The sequence below is a fragment of the Pseudomonas sp. Pseusp9 genome (assembly GCF_059491265.1).
Genome location: NZ_CP168500.1, coordinates 218,043 through 242,216, shown reverse-complemented (window position 1 = coordinate 242,216; position 24,174 = coordinate 218,043). Strand labels below are relative to the sequence as shown.

The 24,174-nt window shown below is 53.5% G+C and carries 21 protein-coding genes, 1 tRNA gene and 1 pseudogene; 13 read left to right on the top strand and 10 right to left on the bottom strand.

Annotation, left to right across the window (positions count from 1 at the left end):
• Positions 1-10 precede the first annotated feature (10 nt).
• From ACEN8E_RS01015 to ACEN8E_RS00970, 10 genes are all read left to right on the top strand, one after another.
• Positions 11-2,242, top strand: coding sequence for an AsmA family protein (locus ACEN8E_RS01015; protein WP_495591086.1), 2,232 nt, complete (start codon positions 11-13; stop codon positions 2,240-2,242).
• Complete coding sequence (gene mutY, locus ACEN8E_RS01010; protein ID WP_495591085.1) at positions 2,239-3,306, top strand: A/G-specific adenine glycosylase; 1,068 nt, start codon at positions 2,239-2,241, stop codon at positions 3,304-3,306. Before ACEN8E_RS01015 ends, mutY begins: the two co-directional genes overlap by 4 nt.
• Positions 3,303-3,575 (top strand): oxidative damage protection protein, encoded by a 273-nt coding sequence (locus tag ACEN8E_RS01005; RefSeq protein WP_007972770.1) that lies wholly within the window; start codon positions 3,303-3,305, stop codon positions 3,573-3,575. Before mutY ends, ACEN8E_RS01005 begins: the two co-directional genes overlap by 4 nt.
• 103 nt (positions 3,576-3,678) lie before the next feature.
• Positions 3,679-3,754: transfer RNA gene (locus tag ACEN8E_RS01000), tRNA-Phe, on the top strand.
• 163 nt (positions 3,755-3,917) lie between these two features.
• Positions 3,918-4,361 (top strand): Arm DNA-binding domain-containing protein, encoded by a 444-nt coding sequence (locus ACEN8E_RS00995; protein ID WP_495591084.1) that lies wholly within the window; start codon positions 3,918-3,920, stop codon positions 4,359-4,361.
• Positions 4,348-5,556 carry a tyrosine-type recombinase/integrase gene (locus tag ACEN8E_RS00990; RefSeq protein ID WP_495591083.1) on the top strand — a complete coding sequence of 403 codons (1,209 nt, stop codon included), beginning with the start codon at positions 4,348-4,350 and terminating at the stop codon, positions 5,554-5,556. The genes ACEN8E_RS00995 and ACEN8E_RS00990 overlap by 14 nt, the downstream gene beginning before the upstream one ends.
• A gap of 97 nt (positions 5,557-5,653) precedes the next feature.
• On the top strand, positions 5,654-6,352 hold the full coding sequence (locus ACEN8E_RS00985; protein ID WP_495591082.1) for a hypothetical protein: 699 nt from the start codon (positions 5,654-5,656) through the stop codon (positions 6,350-6,352).
• 125 nt (positions 6,353-6,477) lie between these two features.
• Positions 6,478-6,696: a helix-turn-helix transcriptional regulator gene (locus tag ACEN8E_RS00980; RefSeq protein WP_495593258.1), complete on the top strand. Its 219-nt coding sequence runs from the start codon at positions 6,478-6,480 to the stop codon at positions 6,694-6,696.
• On the top strand, positions 6,696-7,568 hold the full coding sequence (locus ACEN8E_RS00975; RefSeq protein ID WP_495591081.1) for a toprim domain-containing protein: 873 nt from the start codon (positions 6,696-6,698) through the stop codon (positions 7,566-7,568). Before ACEN8E_RS00980 ends, ACEN8E_RS00975 begins: the two co-directional genes overlap by 1 nt.
• On the top strand, positions 7,547-9,397 hold the full coding sequence (locus ACEN8E_RS00970; RefSeq protein ID WP_495591080.1) for a DUF927 domain-containing protein: 1,851 nt from the start codon (positions 7,547-7,549) through the stop codon (positions 9,395-9,397). Before ACEN8E_RS00975 ends, ACEN8E_RS00970 begins: the two co-directional genes overlap by 22 nt.
• Positions 9,398-10,527: 1,130 nt before the next feature.
• Here ACEN8E_RS00970 and ACEN8E_RS00965 read toward each other — a convergent pair.
• The 9 genes and pseudogenes from ACEN8E_RS00965 to ACEN8E_RS00925 all read right to left on the bottom strand — a co-directional run.
• The gene (locus ACEN8E_RS00965) at positions 10,528-11,130 is read right to left on the bottom strand and encodes a Cap15 family cyclic dinucleotide receptor domain-containing protein (RefSeq protein ID WP_495591079.1); all 603 of its coding nucleotides are present in this window, start codon (positions 11,128-11,130) and stop codon (positions 10,528-10,530) included.
• Positions 11,131-11,138: 8 nt separating this feature from the next.
• A complete protein-coding gene (locus ACEN8E_RS00960) occupies positions 11,139-11,696 on the bottom strand; it encodes a mCpol domain-containing protein (RefSeq protein WP_495591078.1) in 558 nt (185 codons plus the stop codon).
• 851 nt (positions 11,697-12,547) lie between these two features.
• Positions 12,548-13,501: an anti-phage phospholipase gene (locus ACEN8E_RS00955; RefSeq protein WP_495591077.1), complete on the bottom strand. Its 954-nt coding sequence runs from the start codon at positions 13,499-13,501 to the stop codon at positions 12,548-12,550.
• Positions 13,502-13,535: 34 nt separating this feature from the next.
• Positions 13,536-14,663 carry a nucleotidyltransferase family protein gene (locus ACEN8E_RS00950; protein ID WP_495591076.1) on the bottom strand — a complete coding sequence of 376 codons (1,128 nt, stop codon included), beginning with the start codon at positions 14,661-14,663 and terminating at the stop codon, positions 13,536-13,538.
• 632 nt (positions 14,664-15,295) lie between these two features.
• The gene (locus tag ACEN8E_RS00945; protein ID WP_495591075.1) at positions 15,296-15,886 is read right to left on the bottom strand and encodes a hypothetical protein; all 591 of its coding nucleotides are present in this window, start codon (positions 15,884-15,886) and stop codon (positions 15,296-15,298) included.
• Positions 15,887-15,980: 94 nt separating this feature from the next.
• Entirely contained in the window at positions 15,981-16,754 is a 774-nt protein-coding gene (locus ACEN8E_RS00940) for a DUF4062 domain-containing protein (RefSeq protein WP_495591074.1), read from the bottom strand.
• Between the two features lie 115 nt (positions 16,755-16,869).
• Positions 16,870-17,043, bottom strand: coding sequence for a hypothetical protein (locus ACEN8E_RS00935; RefSeq protein ID WP_495591073.1), 174 nt, complete (start codon positions 17,041-17,043; stop codon positions 16,870-16,872).
• Between the two features lie 570 nt (positions 17,044-17,613).
• Positions 17,614-18,558, bottom strand: a complete 945-nt coding sequence (locus tag ACEN8E_RS00930) for a hypothetical protein (protein WP_495591072.1) — start codon at positions 18,556-18,558, stop codon at positions 17,614-17,616.
• A gap of 401 nt (positions 18,559-18,959) precedes the next feature.
• Positions 18,960-19,304: pseudogene (locus tag ACEN8E_RS00925) on the bottom strand (LexA family protein); the annotation flags it as partial.
• A gap of 181 nt (positions 19,305-19,485) precedes the next feature.
• Between ACEN8E_RS00925 and ACEN8E_RS00920 the strand changes: the two are divergent.
• Positions 19,486-20,307 (top strand): HNH endonuclease, encoded by an 822-nt coding sequence (locus ACEN8E_RS00920; protein ID WP_495591071.1) that lies wholly within the window; start codon positions 19,486-19,488, stop codon positions 20,305-20,307.
• A gap of 75 nt (positions 20,308-20,382) precedes the next feature.
• Here ACEN8E_RS00920 and ACEN8E_RS00915 read toward each other — a convergent pair whose 3' ends face one another.
• Entirely contained in the window at positions 20,383-21,177 is a 795-nt protein-coding gene (locus ACEN8E_RS00915) for a hypothetical protein (RefSeq protein WP_495591070.1), read from the bottom strand.
• 1,019 nt (positions 21,178-22,196) lie between these two features.
• On the opposite strand from ACEN8E_RS00915, the gene ACEN8E_RS00910 reads away from it, so the two are divergent.
• Together ACEN8E_RS00910 and ACEN8E_RS00905 are read left to right on the top strand one after the other, a co-directional pair.
• Positions 22,197-23,276, top strand: a complete 1,080-nt coding sequence (locus ACEN8E_RS00910) for a hypothetical protein (RefSeq protein ID WP_495591069.1) — start codon at positions 22,197-22,199, stop codon at positions 23,274-23,276.
• Positions 23,277-23,347: 71 nt separating this feature from the next.
• A complete protein-coding gene (locus ACEN8E_RS00905) occupies positions 23,348-24,154 on the top strand; it encodes a TSUP family transporter (RefSeq protein ID WP_495591068.1) in 807 nt (268 codons plus the stop codon).
• Positions 24,155-24,174 lie beyond the last annotated feature (20 nt).

Below are 24,174 nucleotides of genomic sequence, written 5' to 3'. Positions count from 1 at the left end.
GGACTCGCCCATGAAAGCGTTCGGCAAAATCCTGGGTCTGGTACTTCTCGGGCTGTTGCTGATCATTGTGGCGCTGGGCTTTGCCCTGACCCACCTCTTCGATCCCAACGACTACAAAGACGAGATTCGCCAGATTGCCCGCGACAAGGCCCACATCGAGCTGACGCTCAATGGCGATATCGGCTGGAGCCTGTTCCCGTGGCTGGGTCTGGAACTGCACGACGCCAGTGTCGCGACCATGGTCAAACCGACCGAACCGTACGCCGACTTGCAGATGCTCGGCCTGTCGGTGCGTGTACTGCCACTGCTGCGCCGTGAAGTGCAGATGAGCGACGTGCGCGTCGAAGGCCTGAACCTGCGCCTGAACCGCGACAAGGATGGTCACGGCAACTGGGAGGACATCGGCAAGCTGCCTGCAACGGCCAAGACCGACGCGACCAGCACCCCGCCAGCCGCTGTCGAACCTGCGCCCGAAGCCAGCGTCGCGGCGGAAAAGCCGCCTCAGCCGATCCGCCTGGACATCGACAGCCTGACCGTGAACAACGCACGGGTTGAGTACACCGACGAACGAACCGGCAAGAGCTTCAGCGCCGAAAGCATTCAGTTGAGCACCGGCGCGGTTCACGACTCCGTCAACATTCCGCTCAAGCTCACGGCGTTCCTGTCTGCCAACCAGCCGGCACTGCGGGTTCGTACCGAGCTCAATGGTGAGGTGCGTATCGCACGTGCCCTGCAGCGTTATCAGTTCGAAGACATGAAGTTGTCCGGTGAAGTGAGCGGCGACCCGCTGCAAGGCAAGACCATGACGTTTTCCGCCCAGGGCCAGCTGGTGCTGGACAAGGCCGCCAACGTTGCCGAGTGGACCGGTATCAAGATCTCCGCCAACCAACTGCGGGCGCTGGGTGAACTGAAAGTCAACGACCTCGACAAGACCCCACAAGTCAGCGGTGGTATCTCGATTGCCCAGTTCGACCTGGCGAAATTCGTCGACAGCATCGGCCAGAAACTCCCGGCCATGGCCGAAGGCAGCCTGAGCAAAGTCGAGCTGGTCAGCCGATTGGCCGCGACACCGACCAGCCTGGCGCTCGACAACCTTAACCTGAAAGTCGACGACAGCACCTTCAGCGGCCGCATTGCCGTCGAAGACTTCGCCAAGCAATCGCTACGCGCTGTGCTCAAGGCCGACACCTTCAACGTCGACCGTTACCTGCCACCGAAATCCGCCGAGGCCAATACCGCCACGCAGGTACGCCAGGCCGAAGTCGCCAGCACCGAAGCCGACGCCATGGCTGGCGCGGGCAGCACACCACTGCCACCCGCACCGACCAAGGAAGCGTGGAGCAGCGAGCGTCTGTTGCCAGTGGAACGCTTGAGCAAGCTCGATGTGGACGCCGACCTGACCTTCGGCCAGTTGACCCTGAAAAAACTGCCGATCCATAACGCAGCGCTCAAGGCCACCGGCCAGGGCGGCCTGCTGACGCTGGCCAACCTGCGCGGCGATCTGTACGAGGGCAACTTCGAAACCGCCGGCACGCTCGATGTGCGCCAGCCAGTGCCGGCGCTGAACCTGCAGACGAAGATCAGCCGGGTGCCGGCAGAAAAAATCCTCGAAAGCCAGGGCAAGAATCCGCCGGTCAAAGGCCTGATCACGCTCAACAGCAACCTGACCGGCAACGGCAACAGCCAGAAAGCGCTGATCGAAACCCTCAATGGCAACGCCAGTATCGTCATCAACAATGGCGTGCTGCTCAATGCCAACCTCGAGCAACAGCTGTGCAAAGGCATCGCCACGCTCAACCGCAAAACCCTCAGCGGCGAGCCGCGGGGCAAGGACACACCGTTCCAGGAGCTCAAGGGCAACCTGACCTTGCGTAATGGCGTAGCCAGCAACCCGGACCTGAAAGTGCGCATCCCGGGCATGGCCGTCAACGGTGACGGCGATATCGATCTGCGAGTGCTGGGCATGGACTACCGCGTCGGCATCATCGTCGAAGGCGATACCAGCGCCATGCCGGACCCGGCCTGCCAGGTCGGCGACAAGTTTGTCGGTATCCAGTGGCCACTGCGCTGCCGCGGCCCCCTGGAGCTGGGCGCCAAGGCTTGCCGCGTGGATAACGAACGCATGAGCCAGGTCGCGACCAAGGTGGCTGGCGACAGGATCAGCGAAAAAATCGAGGAAAAATGGGGCGACAAAGTCGACCCGAAACTGAAAGACGCACTCAAGGAACTGTTCAAGCGATGAGAGCCGAGCAGTTTTCAACGGCGGTGCTGGACTGGTTCGACCGCCACGGCCGTCACGATTTGCCTTGGCAGCAAGGCATCAACCCGTATCGGGTATGGGTCTCGGAAATCATGTTGCAGCAGACCCAGGTCAGCACCGTGCTGAACTACTTCGACCGCTTCATGGCCTCGTTGCCAACGGTCGAAGCCCTGGCGGCGGCACCGGAAGACGAAGTGCTGCACCTGTGGACTGGCCTGGGTTACTACACCCGTGCGCGCAATTTGCAGAAGACCGCGAAAATCGTCGTCGAGCAGTACGGCGGCGAATTTCCCCGGGACGTGGAAAAACTCACTGATCTGCCGGGCATCGGCCTGTCCACCGCTGGCGCGATTGCCAGCATCAGCATGGGCCTGCGCGCGCCGATCCTCGACGGCAACGTCAAACGGGTGCTGGCGCGCTTTACCGCGCAAGAGGGCTACCCCGGTGAACCGAAGGTCGCGAAACAGCTCTGGGCCAACGCTGAGCGCTTCACGCCGCACGACCGGGTCAACGCCTACACCCAGGCGATGATGGACCTCGGTGCCACGCTCTGCACCCGCAGCAAACCGAGCTGCCTGTTGTGTCCGCTGGAAAAGGGCTGTGAGGCGCACATGCTTGGCCTGGAAACCCGCTACCCGATCCCCAAGCCACGCAAGGCCATCCCGCAGAAGCGCACGCTGATGCCGATGCTCGCCAACGCCGACGGCGCCATCCTGCTTTACCGTCGCCCCTCCACGGGCCTGTGGGGCGGCTTGTGGAGCCTGCCGGAACTCGACGACCTCGACGACCTGCCGCACCTGGCAGCGCAGCATTCGCTGGAACTGGGCACACAACAGGCTTTGCCGAGCCTGGTGCACACCTTCAGCCATTTTCAGTTATCCATCGAACCCTGGCTGGTTCAGGTCCAGGAGACCGGCCATCTCGTGGCCGAGGCCGACTGGCTCTGGTATAACCTCGCCACCCCGCCGCGCCTGGGCCTTGCCGCCCCGGTCAAGACCTTGCTCGAACGCGCGGCCGCCGTATTGAACGCAGGAGAGTCGTCATGACCCGCACCATCATGTGCCGCAAGTACAAAGAAGAATTGCCAGGCCTGGAGCGCGCGCCCTTCCCGGGCGCCAAAGGCCAGGACATTTTTGACCACGTCTCGGCCAAGGCCTGGGCCGACTGGCAGAAGCACCAGACCCTGCTGATCAACGAAAAACGCCTGAACATGATGAACGCCGAAGATCGCAAATATCTGCAGGGCGAAATGGACAAGTACTTCTCCGGCGAGGATTACGCCAAGGCCGAAGGCTACGTGCCGCCGTCGGAATAACCCCGATTTATCGGGGGTCGGAACGTAAGCGACGGTAATAATTAAATTTTTTTTGAAAACTTGCTTGACGACCCCCTGAAAAACCCGTTTAATGCGCCCCGTTGCCCAGATAGCTCAGTCGGTAGAGCAGGGGATTGAAAATCCCCGTGTCGGCGGTTCGATTCCGTCTCTGGGCACCACCTTTCGTTTTCAGGTGATGCCAAGCACACCTGAAAACATACGAGAAGCCCGCCTAGTGCGGGCTTTTTGTTGTCTACGCTTTCCATAACGTCCCTTGCAAGCCCAAACAAATGGGGGCTTAATCGGGGGCATCTCGGTTCGGTCGAAAAATAGGCCCCCAGAATGGACGCAAAACTGGACAGCAAGGCCCCCGCAGCGCTACCGCCCAAAGCAAGATCGTACAAAACGGCAATCCGCCAAGGGCGTTATCTGCTGACCACGCCGACCAGTCCCAAGCTGTGGCACTTCAAGTTCCACTTCCAGCGCCGGGAGAAAACCCTAGCCGTTGGCGCCTTCCCTCCTGTCACACTGGCGCCGGCCATCCGGGCCAGGGACGACGCCCGTACTGCCATTAGGGCCGGCACCACCCCCTCCGCTACCCACAAAGCCGAACACACCACGCTGCGACCCCGCGCAAAAGCCTTTCGCCTGGTGATGACGCGAGAAAACTCATTGGCCATCGACACACCCCGCCAGATTCTGAACCTGACGCCCAAGCAGTCCGCCACCGGCCGCGCCCTCCTGCTTGCGGTTGAAACGGAGGGCACCCGCCATGCCGCTCACTGATAGCGCAATCAAGACCGCCAAGCCCAAGGAAAAGCCGTACAAGCTGGGCGACGCCCAAGGGCTTTATCTGGAGATCACGCCAAACGGCTCCAAGCTGTGGCGCCTCAAATACCGAATAGCCGGCAAAGAGAAAAAGCTGGCCCTTGGCATCTACCCCAGCGTCACCCTCGCCCAAGCCCGTCAAAGACGCGAGACAGCGCGCGGGCAGCTGGCCGAAGGCATCGACCCCGGCGAGCAGAAGAAGGCCGCCAAACAAGCGCATAGGGTCACGGGACTTACCTTCGAGACGCTGGCGCGGGAGTGGTTCACCTACAACTCGCCCCGCTGGGCAGAAAGCACGGCCCGTAAAGCCAAGCTGTATTTGGAAAACGACCTGATCCCCGGTACCGGATCGCGCCCAGTGAAAACCATAACTCGGCCCGAGCTGGTGGAGTTGGTGCGTAAGGTGGAAGCACGGGGTTCGCTGAACGCAGCCGGCAAGGTTCGCCAATGGCTACACCAGATTTTCCGCTTTGGCTTGGCCAGCGGCGCGGTGGACACCAATCCGGCCACCGACCTGAGTGTGTTAGCAGCCCCAGCAAAAGCCGTACGCCGGCACCCGCACATTACCTTTGCCGAATTGCCCGAACTGCTGGGCAAGATCGACAGCACCAATATCAGCAGACTGACCCGCTGCGCCATTCGACTGCTTGTGCTCACGGCCGTGCGCCCTGGCGAATTGCGTGCCGCTCAATGGTCAGAGTTCGACCTTGATGGCGACACCTGGACGATACCAGCTGAACGGATGAAAGCCCGCCGCCAGCATCTGGTACCCCTGCCGCATCAAGCCGTAAAAATCCTGCGCCAACTGCAAGAGATCACCGGGAAATATCCGCTGCTTTTCCCCGGTCAGCAGAAAGCAGATCGGCCAATGAGCGAGAACACCATCAATAAGGCGCTGCGCCTTATGGGCTACGCAGGCCGTCAAACTGGCCACGGCTTCCGCCACCTTCTGAGCACCGAACTTAACGAGCGTGGCTACCACAAGGACTGGATTGAGCGCCAGCTGGCCCATGGCGACGAAGACGAAATCCGCGACACCTACAACCACGCCACCTATTTGCCGCAGCGGGAAATCATGATGCAAGAATGGGCCGACTTAATCGACGCCCTGTGTGCGGGCGCCAACGTGGTGAGCATCAAGCGCAAGGCTTAACGGCATTGGCTGGCCAAGCCCAGTGGGGCGAAATGCGGGCCCCCACCCGCTTGGCCAGCCGATCAATTCAGGATGGGGCGCCTGGGAGGGCGTGACGATGGAGAAGCTGTATCGGGTTTTTGAGTGGCTGGAGTATGAACAAGCCAAGGATTACTTAACGCGCCTTACCGGGGTGCCAATTGATACAGACGCAATGTTTCAATTGATCGAGGAGGGCGGACTCCCAACTTGGTGTGACATGACCTTTCAATGCGGGATTACTGACTCCGAACCGGAGGAATACATCTTCCCGGTTGAGCGTTACGTCAAAGTTACCCGCTATCAGCACGGCTTAATTTACTTCACCAATGGCGACGGTGAGCAAGCGACGGTCACCTCGGGATTTTACGACTCCGGAACGCCAAATGAGGCTGGGGTGTGGAGATTCAAACCTGCCGACGTCGAAGCCCTTGCCACCAAAATGAATGCGACAGCAGAACAATCAAGCCCCTATGCCGCCGAGATTGAAGACCTGCGCCAAAAACTTGAACAGGAACAAGCTGCTAGAACCGCCGTCGAACAGCAATCGCCGGCGACGGATAAAGCCATTGACCCACGTGAGCGCGCCACCTTTGAGCGCTTACTGTATGTACTTGCGCGAGAGGCTAAATACCGACTTGAGCAGCCGTACGCCGACGAGGCATTGATCCAACAGTTCGCCGCCACCATCGGCGCGAAAGTGCCTACAGGGAAAGGCAAAATTGCCGAAAAGCTGAAAGCCGCCGCAGCCCGTTTTGATAAAGACCGGAACGAATAGTCCAACCCTAGTAGGGAATTGCGCGCCCCTAGTAGGGAATTGCCCGCCCCTACTAGGACACAACCCCACCCCCGATCCATACCGTGTGAGCCATGTTCACAACGCCACCCAAGGAGGCGCACAACATGGCCGCAACCACCACCCCACTACCCCGCCGCTTTATCAAGCTGGCCGAAACTAAAACCCTGACCACTCTTTCCACATCCGAAATCTACCGGCGCATTGCCGCTGGCACCTTCCCCACTCAAGTCAACCTCGGCCCGAAGTCCGTTGCATGGATCGAAGCCGAGGTACTGGCCTGGTGCGAGGCGCGCATCGCCGCCAGCCGTGGGGAGACCGTATGATGGATAGCACAGTTGCTTTCCGTGATGCCTTGCAAAACGTCTATGGGCCACTTGATTGGCTGCCGATACCAGACGGCGCCATCCAGCGCTTCCATGTGCCAGGCGACAATCCAAGTACCCGGAACGGCTGGTATGTGCTGTTTCTGGATGACATCGCCTGCGGCGTGTTCGGGAGCTGGAAAGCGGGAGGCTCGCAGACCTGGCGTAGCCGCAAGCCAGCTGATCATTTGGAGACTCAGTTAGTCGACCAGCGCATCGAGCAGGCCCGACGTCAGCGGGAAGCTGATCAGCACCAGCGCCAGCAGGTTGCCGCCGAATATGCCAACGGACTGTGGCGCAACTCCCGCAGTGCCGATCCCAAGCACCCTTATCTAGTGGCAAAAGAGGTGCGTTCTTATGCCCTGCGTCAGGCCGGTGACGTGCTGCTGGTGCCGCTGACTCGTGACGACCGGTTGGTAAACCTGCAACGCATCTACCCGAACGGCGCTAAGCGCTTCTTGCGTGGAGGCATGATCAAGGGCTGCTGCTCACTTATCGGCACGATTCAGCCGGACCAGCCGCTCTACATCTGCGAAGGCCGGGCAACCGGCGCAACGCTCCACGCCGAAACCGGCGCCACCGTGGCCTGCGCCATGAATGCCGGCAACCTGCTGGAAGTCGGCCAACGCCTCCAGCGCCAGCACCCAGATGCCGTGTTGATCGTAGCCGGCGACGACGACCGCATGACCGAAGGCAATCCCGGACGCACTTACGCCATCAAGGCAGCCGCTGCGCTTGGCTGTCCCATGGTCTTTCCACCCTGGTGCGGCAGTGAGCCGCTGACCCTTTCTGACTTCAACGACCTGCGCCAATGGCAGGAGGCCAACCAATGACCCTGACGGATGAAAGTGATCTGGCCTTCGATTTTTCCGAGGGAGCCGAGAGAACCGAAGGAACCGCCAGAAATGGCGGGGTTTCCAGCGGTTCCCTCAGCGAAAAGGTAGAGGGCGCCAAGGGAACCGCACTGGTGCCCGAGGCCAAGCATCCGGAGATCGAGCGCCCCGCCTTTCGCGTCTATGACCATCCAGACAAGACCCTGGGCGGCACCTACTCGGCAGGCGTGTGGTGGCATGGCACCAAGGAGGAAAAGGGCAAGCCGGTAAACTATGACAAGCGCGTATGTTCGCCGCTGCACGTCGAGGCTGTCACCTCAGGAGACGGGGTCGACTTCGGGCGCCTGCTGCGTTTTCGCAACACCTTGGGCTACTGGCGCGAATGGGCCATGCCCATGCAATTGCTCAAGGGCAGTGGCGAGGATATGCGAGGAGAGTTGCTGAACATGGGGGTGGAAATCGACCCCGACGCTTTCAAGCTGCTGAACCGCTACATTCAGGGCCAGCACCCCAAGCGCCATTTCGTTGCAGCCACTTCCACCGGCTGGCATTCACCTACCCTGTTTATTATGCCCCGACAGAACATCGGCAAGGGTGACGCCATCTATCAGAGCGAGACGGCGAACTTCGACGACTACCGCCAGGCCGGTACCCTAGAGGGCTGGCAAGCCGAGATCGGTACACGCTGCGCCGGTAATCCGTTGCTAATGTTGGCCGTCTGTACAGCCTTGGCCGGGCCGTTGCTGTATCACTTGCAACGCCACGGTGGCGGCTTCCATATCGTCGGGGACAGCTCCACCGGCAAGAGCAGCGCCATTCAGGCCGCCGCCTCGGTCTGGGGACATGGCGAACAGTTCAAGCGTACCTGGCTCGCCACCGGCAACGGCCTAGAGGGGATAGCCGCCCAGCGTAATGACACACTGCTGGCTCTGGACGAGATAGGTGAGGCCGACCCACGGGAGATTGGCGCCGTGATCTATTCCCTGGCCAACGGCACCGGCAAGGCCAGAGCCGGGCGTACCGGAGCCGCACGGGCGACCCGGCGTTGGCGGGTAATCCTGTTGTCGTCTGGCGAGCTGGGGCTGTCCGCGCACATGGCCGAGGGCGGAAAGCGCAGCCGGGCCGGGCAGGAAATCCGTCTGCTGGACATACCGGCACGTCGCACTTTTGGCGCCTGGGATGAGCTGCATGGGCTGCCGGGTGGACGGGAATTTTCCGACGCCATTCAGCGCGCCAGCGTGACCCATTACGGGCACATCGGCCCGAACTTTATCCGCAAGCTGCTGGAGTGCGGCGAGGCCGACGATCTGCCGGCAGTGCTCGCCAAGCTGTGCGAGTCATACCCCAGCGGCAGCGGCCAGGAAAGCCGCGCGGCTGAGCGGTTTGCCATTGTTGCTTTGGCGGGAGAGCTGGCCATTGAGTGGGGATTGCTGCCGACCCCGGCTGGCGCTGCCCGTGACGCCATGCTGGTGCTGTTTGATGCTTGGCGAAACAGTCGGGGGCAAGGCCAGGGCGAGGACGCGACAATCCGAGCCAGTTTGTGCGACTTCATCTCTCGCCACGGCGATGCGCTGTTCTCTGAGCTGGGCGGGGACGCCATAGTCAGAGATCGCGCCGGCTGGTGGAAAAATGAGGGGGAGCGCCGCGTCTGGCTGTTTACCCCCGAAGGGCTGCGCCGAGCGGTGCCTGGCTTCGATGTGACGCGCATCCTGGACGCCATGGACGCTGCCGGGTGGATCACCGAACATAACGCCGGCAAGCGTGCCAAACGAGTAAAGGTGGATGGGCGCAATCCATCGCTGTATCACCTCGCCCCACTGGAGGTGTGACATGGGTCGGCTCTTGGACTTAGCCAACCGCCTGGCCGGGGCAGCAGTTCCCCCGGTTCCCTCACTGAAGTTTCAGAGTGAACCGCTACAACCCGCGCCAGTACTGGAGGTTCCCCCGATTCCCTCGGCTCCCCCAGAAAAACACAAAGTCGAGCAGCCAGCGCAACCCGGCGCGAACGACCACCCAGCTCAGGGGCCATCCAAATTAGAGGCAAGTCGATGGCTTGGTCATGTTGCTCGCCTGCTGGGATGCTCGCCGGCATATCTGCTGGGGCGGGGTTTTCTGACTACTGATGACGTGGCCGAGCTGTGCGGCACACACCCACGCTTTGCCGCCCGCCTGATCCGTAGCCATCCGGCATGGTCACCACCAGCACCAATGGCTAACCCGACAATCGAGCAGCATGACGCCGGGGAGCCGAAGCACATCTACCACAGCGCCGCAATGGTATCGCCTGAATGGCTCGAGGCCCGTGACCAGTACCATCGCCACTTGTTCGCCTGCCGCACCTGCTATGCGCCGGCAGACCATTACTGTGTAACAGGTGCCGAGTTGCACGAGCGGTATAACCAGACGCCAATGGAGCCAAGACCATGACCCAGAATATCGTAATCACCCCGGCCGCTATCGCATCAAGCCAGGCACCTGCTACCCGATTTGTTCATGACGTGTTCGGGCCGAAGCTGCTGCCACAACTGCGCGCAACGTGAGGGGCGTCGTTAGCGAAGTCGACTGGCACTGGGGGCCTTGGGGAAATGCAAAAGGTACTCCCAAGACACCACCCCATTGCGGGTAAAACGTGGGCTAATGCTGGATTACATACGACTCGGCCAGGAATGGCGGTGGTTGTTTAGTTGTCCGGCATCAACACCCACCTACCGGACGCTTGGGATGACCAAAGGGCCACCTTGGGCAGGGGGTGTTGATTTGCTTTTGATGTCGAAAGCATCAGGAATGTACCTTCCCCCTCTAATCGCGTTGAGTACGTTTTGACGGGCAGAGAACGGCCAGAAGCGGTCATTGCGTACCTGCGACATCCCTGTTCGCTGGGGCGTCATTCCACCCATTTTTGTCCGTTTACCTCCTCTGTAGATGTACCGAAGGAATAAGCTAAAACCACTCTTAGGCGTCAATAATAAGAAACGTCGGCATTAATATCTGTAGATACGCGCTTTATTGATATTCTGCCGACTGACTTTCGGTCAGTATAATACTTTCCTGAAAGCACAAGCGCTGAGCCATCCTCAATAACATCAAAAATTGTCGAGCCAACGTAATCTCCCCATGATGGGTTTTTGGGTGTGGACCGATAGACATAGTAGAGCTTCTTTTTGTTAAGCTCTATCGTAGGCGTTGTTTCAAGAGTTACAGACTTCACTGTTTCGCCATGCATATCTATTTCAGTGACTAGAAGGGCTTGCTTTATAATGGCTCTGACCTCAAAACTCTTTTGCTCTTCTGTAGTAACTTGACCAACCCATACACCATTTAAATCTGGATAAAGGTCTTTTTTGAAAACCCTTGCTACAAACCAGATTTTCCGAGACATAAATGGCGATAATAATATAAACATCACCACCGTGGATGCAGCAGTCGAGATCGCCGTAAGCTTAGAGATACTTATATTAGCGCCAGTTAGCTTTTGCACAATAACGTATGCTGCAACCGCAATAAAAATAGAGATCAAGACGACAAATTTTAATAGCAAATCAAATCTGACAATTCTAAACATGTATCGCCCTATTTAAGTGAGCTAAAGTTTGAAATTTGATTCTTTCCGTTACTTTTTGAGTTTATCAAAGCCACATACGCCTCCCTCAAACTGGAGCCAACGCCTGCTGAAAAGGTAATTTCGTTAGTGGGGCACGAACTTATGACAAAGAACAGCTCCTCGAAATTGCAATCAGTGTTTGTTCTTGCAACAACACCGTCTGCGGCTCTAAAAATCACATCAAAGCCTTTTGATTCTAATAAGGCTGCAATTTTTAAGGTGGACTCTTCAATCTGCCTGCTAATTAGCTTTAACTTGCCCACGTCGTTGCTTAGGTAGCAGGATGTTATTTTTCTTCCTATATCATCGCCGTCAATAGATATATATTTCAAGGTTATAGTTCGCAAAGGGACCAAGTCACTGATCATATCATGGTTTGCAGGCGCATTTGTGACGCTGTAAACAGCACCGAAGCGCAGCGAAAGGAACCAAGCTAGAGGAAAGTTTGGCTCCGGTTGACTGCTGTGGTAATCATCACCACGCAGACGCCCAGAAGAAACTTGCAAGGACCATGCGGGCTGCAGCATCAACTTGCACCCATGACTCAAGAATGGCTGAGGGAGGACGCTGCTCTGCCAGTTGGAGAAGGAAGGCTTTAGACGCCACAGCAGGTCTGGATACTGCTTCCTTGAATGGTTCTGACGTTGCTGCCCTGAGCGCTTTGACTTCGCGCTCAAACTCTGCCTCAACTGGACCTGCCCTGAACCTCTTGATGATGGGCACGAGCGTGCGAATATTGTCATGAACTAGAATCACGAGCACTGCTGCAGCAATTGGCCAGGCGAGTGATTCAACGAGCTTAGAAACGAAGGCATCCAGTCCATATGTGGGGCCTCACTATAGGTAGAGGTAGGCGACAGAAGTGGCGTAATATTTTTCGCCATTTGTGTCGCATTACATTCCTTGTCCATGCGCAATCGCAGTAGCGATCATCGAGCACGACGATGGCTCATTGTCTGGGTGCCTGTCCCTGACTCTTCAAAGTATTCAAATCGCGATTGGAGTATATGGTTTTAGTTGAAGGATGATACAAAACACCTGTACGGCGTCAAAACCGGCAAGCGTCTGATAACCTTAAATTATCCAAGTGATGCCAAGAGCCACAAAACTAAACTTTCGGTCGAAAAATCGCCGAGAAACTTTCCATAGGTGGAACCCGACAGGGACCCAGCAGATCACTACCGGTATAGTCTCGATTGAGTGAAGTGATGAAGCCCGACGGCTGCATTGGGTTGCCAATGATCATTCGCGATAGACCGTTTCGACCCAGAGCGAATGGCCAGATTGGCTACCGAGCCAAGCAAGAATCATGACCCCACTCTGCCAGAAATATATTTCGGTGCTGATAATCGCTGCATTTACAGCCTAGTCAAAATGCTTAGGGACTCTCCATTAAATAAGACCTAAGCGTATTTTCACGCTGCGAAAACGAGTCTCGACCACGCTGAAATAGTATATCGAGCTTATCTAGATTATGCTCCAGCAAATCGGTGGCCATATGAGGCTCAGTAAATGAATCGCTAATTCTTATCGTTTCAATGTCATTAAACAATATACTCCTTAGCTGATCCATAGACTGGGTATTTATCTCCAGTGTTTTCTGGAGCAACCGGACGCTAACCATGCGACTGACGAGTCTTTCAATAATAGAGCCCCTTGGTTTCGGATAAAATCCAACCCCAACACTTACAACTCGAATGTCAGACTTTGATTTATTAAGACTTTTTACTGCGTCTGCGATGGCGTAGAGAGTCGGGTTGTTAGCGCAAAAGCCGCCATCAATCAGTTGGATTTTTTCTCCGAGACTTGTGCAAACGGTGGTAGGCTCAAAAAAAGGAAAGGCCGAGCAGGATGCTCTGATTGCATCTTTCATCGGAACACCGAAGCCGGGAACAAAGCTAGCCTGCCTTCCGTGAGCCTGCTTCGGGTCACTTTTGAAAATCATCGGACGCTCTTGAACCCAGCGAGAAGCGACAACTCCAAGGCCTGTTTTAACATCACTAAATGTGGTTTGCCCAAACACCTCTTCAGCCAGTTTTAAAAGTGACGCAGTTCGACCGGAGCGCGAGTTATGTTTCATCACCTTCGGAACATGCTCGCGATACAGTTTCAAAATACAATCAACGTCATATCCGATGGCAATTAGAGATGCAATAATCGACCCTGTACTTGTCCCAAAAACCAAATCAAATGTCTGATGAAGTTTCTTGCCCGTTAGAGATTCGATTTCCTTAAGCACTCCTAGTGTATAAAACCCTTTCGCCCCACCTCCGTCTAAAGAGAGAATCCTGAATGGGCGCGCTGTTGTATTCTGCGTCTCATTATCAGTCATAATAAAAATCCCGATCCTGTAGTGCCAGGCTTAATTAGTCAAACACTGTATCCGCCACGATGCGGCGTTCAAGGATGCTAGTATCAACGGTGGTATTCCAAGGCTCAATCTCCTTGGCGATAGAAAGTGAAAGTTCTCGAAGCTCGTTTCTAATCAAAACCAAAGCAGGTAATCGTGCTGGAGTATCAAAGATTTTCCGGGTGCCATTCGGTACGCTGAGTGAGTTGCGATATTCAGGGGCACCGATCAAAAAAGTAAAGAAATCCTCGACTCTAAGGACCAATGCAACACGTTGATAAACTGGTACGTTAAGGCGGTCTCCCATATGGAAGGCTAACGCCGTTAGGTCATAACTAGACAAACCTTTCCCAATTTTCTTGTCTGTCTCGTCCATGTCTGAAACAAGAGTTTTCAATAATCTGATTACACACTTAACATTCCCTGAGTAACGAGAGTCCTTGAGGTTGACCTCTTCAATATGTTTGAACGGGAAGTTTGTAATAAATGCATCGTCAGACTTGCTAAAGATCTTTATTCCTCGATCAGCCTGGCTTCTAGTGCGCTGATAATCAACACCATCAAACCAAACGGCAGGAACAATGTCTACTGGAACGCGGAGGCTTCCCCCGTCCATGGCTATGGATTTGTCATTGTTTACGATATTTGCAACAGGGAAGTTTTCAGGAAGAATTATTTCAGATTTCTTCCGAATATCTTTTATTATCTGTAAAAGAGACCGAGAGTCGCTAGCAGCCACGTACGCAGTTGAACTAACGTGAGGACGTTCTACGAACAGCGTGTCACGTTCGACGATGAGCATGTCAACGTCAGAAGCCCCTTTGATATGTATGTTTAACGCCACTGACCCTTGAAGTACACTAGTAACGTTCTCATTCCGTGTCTCAAGAGATTTTATGAGACTATTAGCGACTCGCTGCCCCTCAGATTTTGAAATTTCAGTGCCTCGCTTAGAAACTGGTGCCATCGCGCCGACCACGTACTTTATACCTATCGACTCCTTCAGGCCTTCATAACTCTCAAATGATTCGTTAAGAGATTTTGAAAGCGATCCATTTATTGAATCAAGAGCGACTCCAGTGCTTGCCGATTCGGTGAAGGCGCGGCGCTGTCTTAGTGAGTTGAGCCTACGGTTAAAATCCATTTATTTTCCCAGTGATAATTAATGTGTTGTATAAGCCACCGAAGCAATCACTTCAGGCGCTCTTGCGTTACATAAAGAAGAGGTGTCGTGGCCCAATCGCCTCTCCGATCCACTCTGTATACCAATCCATTTCTGTCTCTGACTCTTGGGCTGACCTCTGCCTTCGGTGAAGCTTTGACGGCTCGCGATCCAACCTTCGCAATCCTGTTCCACCTAAGCAGCCCTGTTCAAACGGTGCCTCAGAATCTCACGACGTTTGCGCATGGGCAATACGCCATTACGCTGATAAGAGTCGTTGAGTGAGTCCTGAATTTTAGCCAGCAGTTTCCAGATGGAGAGGACCGTTTCTGCCGTTCGCCAAAGGCAGCTATGGGTCCAGGCTTTGTGAAAACGTCATCGCCGAATCGAACAGGGCGTTTCTATATGAAATCCGTAAGTGTTTGGCTGGTTGGCAGCGCTAGATTTTGCGTATAGGCGTGATTTTCGCCCTGTTTATGGACGCCCTAAAGGCTCGGCTACGTTTTCACACAGCCTGGGTCGATTTCGGCCGGTTGCGACAGGCAGAAACGACCCTTTGCAGGCATTCATAACGTTTTGGCTAACGGGGCGCGGGACACGGTCACAATGAGCGGCTAGTTAGCCCATGGCACATTCGACCCATCAGGTATGAGGATAAAGTGGGCCTCACCGTCTGGTGACGCGAATGTTTTGGGTAAGAACAAATTCAGAAAAGGGAAATGGTGAATATTCTGAGAGCGATAATAGAGAAGAAGCAGGACGAGTAATGCGGCGCTGGCATTTAGAACATTTTTGAGACTCGCCTGCTTGAAGTGCTCGGATCGATGGTGCTTAACTTTGTTGTTACCTTTCCACCAATCTGGAGGTGATTCATTTTCCTCCCAGTTTGACCAAGGACGGAATACCATGCCATACCTAGGCATCTCAACAACTGCGAACGGCAGCATAGGTAATGCTTCGCACAAGACTGATTGGTAGGAATTAATGCTAATAGCGTTACGTGCTGGGGTAATGCTCTTACAAAGACTCTTTGCGATTACATCGACTTCAGCGGCCGCAGTCATTAATAGGCGTGCAAGCTCAATGGAGTAGACACCTTCATTCTCTGGAGAAAATTCAATCCAGCGTGAGAGGCCTTGAATGTCTGCCTCAAGACAAAGAAAGTAGTTCAAATAAGGATGTACTTCGTGGTGGACGATGCTCATGCGGAGCCCTCTTGGGGTTAACGTTTAGGTTAAAGGGGCGGTGGCAGGTCGTCCCTGAGAGCGAAGCAAACGATTTGAACCGCTAGTTAGGTATTCATTTACTGGATTCTGACCTGTGGCGTTGAACAATATTGACTAGGATTTTTTCGACTGCCATGAGTCCGTCGACAGCATCGTCAAGAGGCATTGTGGTGCCACGGCTCAGTACAAATGCTGCCGCCATATTGTCACCGCCGATGATGAGTTCAAGCGCTTCACGCAATATAGAGTCCGGCACGTCATGCTTGAAAATCTCTGAGGTCTGGCTCTTGAGGTACTCAAAGCGCGGTGGTGTGAGTGGATGCCGCTTGACTACGTTAGCAGCAAGCTGGGATAGGACTTGAGCTGTGGGTTGCTTTGCCATCGCCCTAAGCAACCGCACAATATCCTGAGTGACTTTTGCGGTTAGATCTTCGGCTGACGAGAAGAAATTGATAACATGAGTGCTCTTTAGCTTTTCTTTTAAAGAGAGTAGCTTCTCCGCTGAAGCGCCAGTATCAACATGTTTTGGAAGTACAGGGTGTGTACTCTCGTCAATTATGTAAATAAGACTTGGGAGACGAAGTGCCTGGGCCTCCTCATACTCTAGTTGAGTAAGAGACTTATAAGATACTGGGTCGATATACCCGTATCGCATGGAGAAAATCCCAATATACGCGCTGGATGAGCGAACGAGGCGGAGGCATTCCTCTTTGGGTGTGTCGGGGAGAGCACCGAAAACCTCCATTGCTTTAGAGTCAATCTCCAGTTTGGAAATGGCTTCGCGTACAAGTTGGCGATGCCGTTCTAAGTCTACAAATGTGGAGCTAACGAAGATCGATTTTGGCATAGGAAATCTAAATATTAAATTAAGGGGTAGCGACACACCGTTCCAGCGAATGAAATGGACGGCTCCAGGGCCTTGCCAAGCTTCCGATATTGAGCAAGATAACTGCTAGAGTTAGTTACTCGCCATGTTCAAAGCAATCACCTTGATCCATCTCGTCATCATCATTGTTTCCTTGGTATGCGTCATTGTTTGGGTTGAGTTGATTGGAGTGATTATCCATGCTTGAATCATAAGCATCATTGTTTGGGTTCATGCAATCACTACGGTCATCATTCGGTGTTCTGCTCATCTTGTTGCTCCATTCGTAATGGTATTTGCGGAAAGTAAAGCGACTTTCATCGTTCGGTGACAAAGAAGCCCAACTCTAAATAGACCCCAAATGGGTCGATAGCGCCTTCACGAGCCTGGTGGATAACATTCTTTGCTCCCTCATCTATCCCTGACTAGCTCGGGCATCGAGACGGTCGGGTGACCACTGAAGGAAGTTACGCACCATGGGCGGAAAGCCCGATCAACTCCGACAACCATCCAAGCATAGCTGCTCATTTGCTGATCGCTCCGTCCACCGTCTACTTTTGGCCGATTTCTGCCCCTTACGAAGGGCTCTGATCGACCCAAAGCCGCCCTTCGTGAAGGGCGGAGATCGGCCAGAAGCAGTCAGTGAGGAAAGTCAGCTTTCGACCCATAACTCCCCTTCAGGAAGGGCAGATAACGGCCTGAAGTGGACTGTCCTCAGCGGCTTAGTAGGCCTCGACTAACGCTTTAAGGTAGCTACTAGAGACGATTCATCAAGCGGATAGGATGCTGAAAGCGCAGCCCATCCGAGGTGTTGGTCAGCGCCGCTCACGGCAAAACACTTTCAGGAGTAGGGATTAAGGTTCGGGTTGAGCATTTCGGCTGAAATTCCCATCTCGCCCAAAGTGCTAATTAGTAGCTCGCGCTTTCTTTTCGCGATTTCTGCCGACACCTCAGGTGGAATGTCGTAATCTAAACTTAGCCATAATGATTGGAATACTTTAAGTCCTTCGAATAGTGCCGGTTGGCCATCCTGGATCTTACTGTGAACCGCTCTAATAATATGTAGTTCTTCGTATTCGCCATCCGCGCTGGGAGATTTTTCGGCTAAGTCAGCAAGGATTCTATTGGCGTACAAGCGCTTCTGAACTTTGAATGCTCTGTCGATGATAGTTCGCGGCTCCATCGCTTTGCGATATGCCTGTTCGCCCCCTATTGAGCCATCTTGAAGGCCAAACTGGACTTCGAAAAACGACAACATCCCGCTGATGCAGATAGACACCCGCTCGTTCGCTGGTGGGTATTTTGGCGAGGTGATATTGAAATAAGTACAGGACAGAGTGGCCAAGGCCGAGGCCAGCGCATCGAGGCGGCTTCCAGCATTTTTTGCGCCCGGAAGGTCGCCGAAACGCAGCAGCGTCTTGTCGCCAATGGTCATAACAACCATAGCTAACTTCGTGCCGAAATAGTCCGCCCACATCTCTAGAGCTCGTGACTCTAAGACTGACTCGTCGCGGTGCTCGTTATGACGATGAAGGTAGTGGGCTGTTTCATGCCCTAGTATCAATAAAAGAAGTGCCAGATCCTCGAAGGAGTCGACCGCTTTCTCCAGCATTTCCACGGGTAACTGGATGCGTGCAGTTGGGCCAGACCCTTTACACGTTGGAGCGAAGCCCGATGTCTCCACACGTAGTTCAAAATGATATCCCGTCTCGAAAAAGTCCTCGATGTCGGCCTTGAACGCATCAACTACATCTTGTCCAGTCAGGGTAGACTCTAAATCGCTCATGGGGAAACTCATGTCCGGTAAATAGGACGCCAGCTTAACGTTTTCAAATGAAAACCGTCTTGAAAAAACGAGTGTCCGTTTCTGGCCGTTCTCTGCCGATCATGGTTACAAAGCGTGCTGGTCAAATCCGATGCAATCGGTGGTCAGAACGAATGCAAATGACTGGTCAGATCGAATGCAAGCGGATGGTCAAGTGGAGTGCAATTTCGCAGTAGGCTCACCTGGCCCAAAAAAGCCGCTTCAACTAACGTTGAAGCGGTTCTTTTTGAAAAAAAGTTACTTTGCGAAAAAAATTTCCTATATAGGTCGTCGGAATTGAGTGCGTTTTTATAAAGCGTGATGAGCGTGGTTGCCGGGTACGCGAAACCCTTTATCTTTACGGCTTTCAGCGCGGCGGATATTTGGGGGTTTTCAGACAGCAAAATCACTTCGGTACCGCGCACGCACAGCCGTTTGCACACCGGCTCATTGTTGAGCAGAGCCACCACAATATGGCCGTGGACGGGCTCCAGCGAGCGGTCGACCACCGCCAGATCCCCGTCAAATATCCCCGCACCTTGCATGCTGTCGCCGCTGATCGAAGCCAAGTAAACATGCGGCGTCCGAATGTTCAGGACTTCATCCAGCGAGATCTGCTGTTCGATGTGATCCGCCGCCGGCGACGGAAACCCGGCCGGGATTTTGAACAGGCACAACGGCAGCGGCACGCCACCTTGGAGCAGTTGGCCATGGATGGAAAAACTCATAACGCACGACTTCAGTTAGCTGTACGGATGTACAGTTAGCTGCGCTCCGTGCTTGCGGTCAATTTTATCTGTGTTTGGCAGACCAACGGACGGACACATCTTTTTTATAGGAGTGCTATGACCAAGACGGAAAATGGCTGATTGATAGCGTAGACATACTGCAAATAAGAAACTATTGTACGTGCAAAATAAGCATCTACTACAAAATGGTAAGTATATGAGTGGGTATTTAACAGCTTGTCATGTTTTTAATTTTTCTGAGTCGTACGCATATGCTGACAAGGTGCGAAAAGCAATTTTTGAAAATGACTTTCCGGTTGATCCATTAGATGTTGCCAATGATTTGGAAGTGCAAGCCGCGAAACCTCAGCAGAGAACTATTTTACACGATTACATTGATTATGTAATTCGTGAAGACTTGAGTTTTTATTTTGGCGGCAGTGGATGGGAGTATGAAGATGTAACTCCTGTGTTTGCCATGCTGGATTCGCATGGCATTCACTATATGACATTAGAGGAATATGTAGCGGAACAATATCGCGACGATGAGACGGGAGAAACGGTAGCAGTCACAAATGATCTTATGGATAAGATGAAATTTCAGTACCTTAGTGAGTATTTAGAAGATATCGCTATGGACGGCCTCTCTTCTCTATTGGTGACAGAAGTTTTTACATTGCTTTTTGCTGATCGTGAAGCAATGAAAGCTTTTAATCTCAGGATAGCTGATAGCCTGGAAGAGCGAACGCCTCGATGCACGTACTGGCCGAAATGGCTAGAGCGGGCGTTATTTTGTAGAGAAAAAGGTCTATGTGCAATTTGTAAGACGGATTTAACATCTTTGTTCCATACCTATGGAAAACTGGCTATTGACCATATAGTTCCTATCGCCCTTAAAGGGGTGAATGACCCTACCAATTTGCAAATTCTTTGCGGAAAGTGCAATGGTGAAAAAAGTGGAATAACAGTGGTTACGTCAAATTCTATGCCAGTATTTTGGTAGGTATTTTCCTAAAAATCATACGTCTATACATTTTGGCGTCGACCTTATGGCGCCATAATGCTAAGCCGCAGACCTTTAACTGTTGCGAGTTTCCTCGCGTGCAGGGGCACCGCCGGACTCTGAATTGACATACATTTTCAATAGATCAAAAAACCGCTGAGATTCGGTGGGTAACGACGACTGCGCACAAATTCCATCATAATAAACACCGACGGCCTCACGTGCCGTTTCCAGGCTGGAAGACTTTGCGTATTCATTTTTTAAAAGTTCGGAAAACTTTGCGCGACTCATTTTCATTTCCACCTCGTTGTAGGCGAGACGCACAATTGTGGTTAATGAGTTTGTAAGTTCAAAGTTAAAGTAAATCGAAAACAGCGCAAAGAGTCCGCTCATTTCAGCCGTAATTTCTCGGAAGTCTGCGTAAGCTGAGTGCGCTTGTTCCATATACTCTTGGTGCTTATCCCAATACATTTTGTGCGCGGCACTGTTTTCTTCATCTTTCGTAATGCCGGCCGCAGCAAGCGCTAACTCCCGCTCAGAAATCAGCATTTGATATCTTTTAACTAAATTTATAACTTTCGCTACGTCGGTTACAGATTTTTTGAATGTCTCAATTTTTAATTTTGATTCTTCACGTGCCCAAAGGTGCGCTTGTTGCTCTTGCCATAATGTAAGTTTGTAATTCTCAAACTGCTTGGCATGTTCACCTTTGACTGATTCGATTTTATCGGTAATTGCTTCTATGTCTTCCTTGGTAGCTAGATTTTTCCCTTTCTCTCTTGAGTAGCTAGTTAAGTAATACTGTGCGATCAAAAATATTGCACCACCACTCACAAAACTCATAAATTGAGTCAACTGTTCCGAAGCCATCCAACTATCCTCTAAATTACAAATTGCCGTGATCGTATGGCAAATGCCGAAGCAATACCAAACTCTATGTCAAAAGCACGCATTCGTGCCGAATGCGCCGGTTACTCCGGCGTTTGCAGCGCTACCACTGCCGCCTCACCTGTGGTTGCCGCTCGTCTGGCCCTAGGTTCTTTAGTTCCATGCGATCTACCGCGAACGATCGCTATGGGTCGAAAACGGCTATTCACATATGGCTGCTCTTGGCCGTTTTCTGCCCGTTACCACAGGCAGCTTTTGGCCGATTTGTGCCGGTCACGATCGATACTGAGCAGCCTGAGCTGACGATCAAGGTTGTCTACGAAACCAGGGGCGATTCACTGGTGCTGCTTGAAAGAGGCCTTAGGGAGGGGGCAGGGCAAAAGTCTGGAGCCTTCGCTTCAAAGACCGCTCCGGAAGGCCTGTCCTCATAAATCCGTTGAATTTTCTGGCAGCGATGATCCAAACCGGCATTACGACTACCAGACTTAAACAGTGGATTGTCGAAAGTCTGCCTCGTGCATGCATGTAGTCGGTAAAGTGGTGGGAATTGTCAGCGTGGATCGATCTGGAGAACGGGGGTACTTTTCATATTGGGGGCCTTTTTGGGGGCACCAAAAAACCCCATAAAGGCTCACCGCAAGCAAATACGTGGCCTGCAGCCTATGGTTCGATTCCGTCTCTGGCACCAAATACCGAAAACCCTGAATCGCAAGATTCAGGGTTTTTTTATGCCTGCGATTTGATCAGGCACCGGCCCAGTCACCTTCGAAGCGACAATTCCCCACGTCCTATCGCCGCCCCTACTGGCATCCGCATCGGTTGCCGGGGCCGACTCCTGAAAAACTTCCGGTATTGAAGATCCCCCTTCCTGGCAGTTTCTGGCTTTAGGAACGCTCCGTATGCTTTAACGGAAACGGATGACATACGCTGATCATCGGCTTGTGCAGAATCGGAGGAGGAGCTGCCAGATAACCGGGAGCAGATTCACAACAGGGAAGACAATGACAGAGGCCATTCATCCAGACGTCGAAAGCACTGAGTTTTTTACCGAACAGGAAATCAGAACTTTCAGCTTTGATACTCAGCAGTCAGCATTGCTTCACAAATTCGCCAAAAAACTGGCCGCCATCGGCGGGCCCCAGGCGCCAGGAGCCAAGTCCAAGGCGTCTCTGGCAGCGACCGAGTTAAAATTCTCGTTTTCGAAAAACCAATGTGAACTGCTGGCCGCTTATTCCGATGGCCTTGTCTCCGTGTTGATTTTTGAAGGGCTGCAAAAAATCACCGATGTCAGCCCTCCAAATGAACTGCCAGATCTGGCATCCCTGGAAAATCGTTATGACATCCTTTGCCTGGCTGCCCGCAATCAGATCTTGTTGAAACTGGTGGATAACATTGCCTTTGCCTACGACATGGACAATGAAGGAAAACTGGTTCGACTGGTGGCCAACTTCAAGGGCGGCGGACTGACCAGAATCCCTGCCGAACCGGACATCAAAGAACTGAGTTCCCATTCCGGCCTCGCGCTTGGCCCGCATACAGAGGCGCCTTACTGGTGCGCCGTGAACGCGAAAGACGGGCATTCACCCTCTCCGTCGTCGCTCATACTTTCCGCCCTGTGGAACCCGAGCCTGGAGCCTACGCGAGTCATTCCACTACCTCCCATTCTCGAAAAAATTGGCGTCACCAACTGCCTCGCTCTGACCACGGAGAACTTCCGCTTCACTCGTAGTGACTCCTTTGTCATTGGCAAAGGGGAAGATGGCCGCAACGTTTCGATTCTGGAGTTCGACGACAAGACAGGGTTCGCAGCCCGCTTTAACTCGTATCGCTTTTCGGTCAATGACAACGTCTCGACCTTTGTGAAAAGGGCTTACACCGCCCTTTGCCAAGGTGTGGGTGAAGCAACTCCGGTCGAATACACGCTGACCCAGGAGTCAGCCATGGTCATCAACAACATCCGGGCTCTGCACTGTCGCGATGTCATCAAAGACAACAGAAGGGTCCTGGTTCGTATTTTCGGACTTTCAAAATTTTCTTCCCCCCTCGTTGTTTCACAGGACCCGCTAGTGCTGCAGGGCTGATTTTCATGTGTTCAGGCAGTTGAACGACCCGTCATGCGGTTACTGGTCAATAACCATAAAGAGAGAATGTAATGTCCTGGGATGTAATTGGCATGTTGGCGCTCGTCGCTTTTTGCGCCGGCTTTTTTGATGCGATTGCCGGTGGTGGCGGTTTGATCACCTTGCCTGCATTGTTCCTGGCAGGTGTAGATCCGATCAGTGCAATTGCCACCAACAAATTCCAGGCGGCTTCGGCAACTGTTTCGGCAACTGCAACCTTTGCCCGAAAAGGAATGATCGAGTGGCGCGAAGGCCGATTCCTGGTTATCTGCGGATTTATTGGCGGTGCCAGTGGTGCCTTGCTGGTCAGCTCTATTGATAAGCGCTATCTGGAAGTCTGCGTGCCTATCATGCTGATTCTGGTAGCCATCTATTTTGCGCTCTCTCCAAAGTTGGCCAGTGAAGATCGACGCAAGAGAGTCGGTGTTCTGCTCTTTTCGTTTACCGTGGCGCCGATCCTGGGCTTTTACGACGGCATATTTGGCCCCGGTGTGGGCTCATTCTTTACTGTCGGATTTGTCATGCTCTGCGGCTTGGGCATGATGCGGGCCATGAGCTTTACCAAACTTGCCAATGCCTCATGCAATCTCGGCTCTCTGTCGGTCTTCATTACCAAAGGTGTGATTATCTGGCCGGTAGCCATAGCCATGGCTTTGGCAGCCTTCGTCGGCGCTCAATTGGGCGCACGGGCTGCTGTCCGGGTAGGACCACGGTTGATCAAACCCATGTTGATCGTGGTCTGCTGCGCCTTGGCCATCAAGCTGCTGAGCGTAGAAACCAACCCTTTACGCGTTGCACTCATCCAAGCCTACGCGGGTGTTAAAAACGAAAAGCCCTGAATCGCAGGATTCAGGGCTCA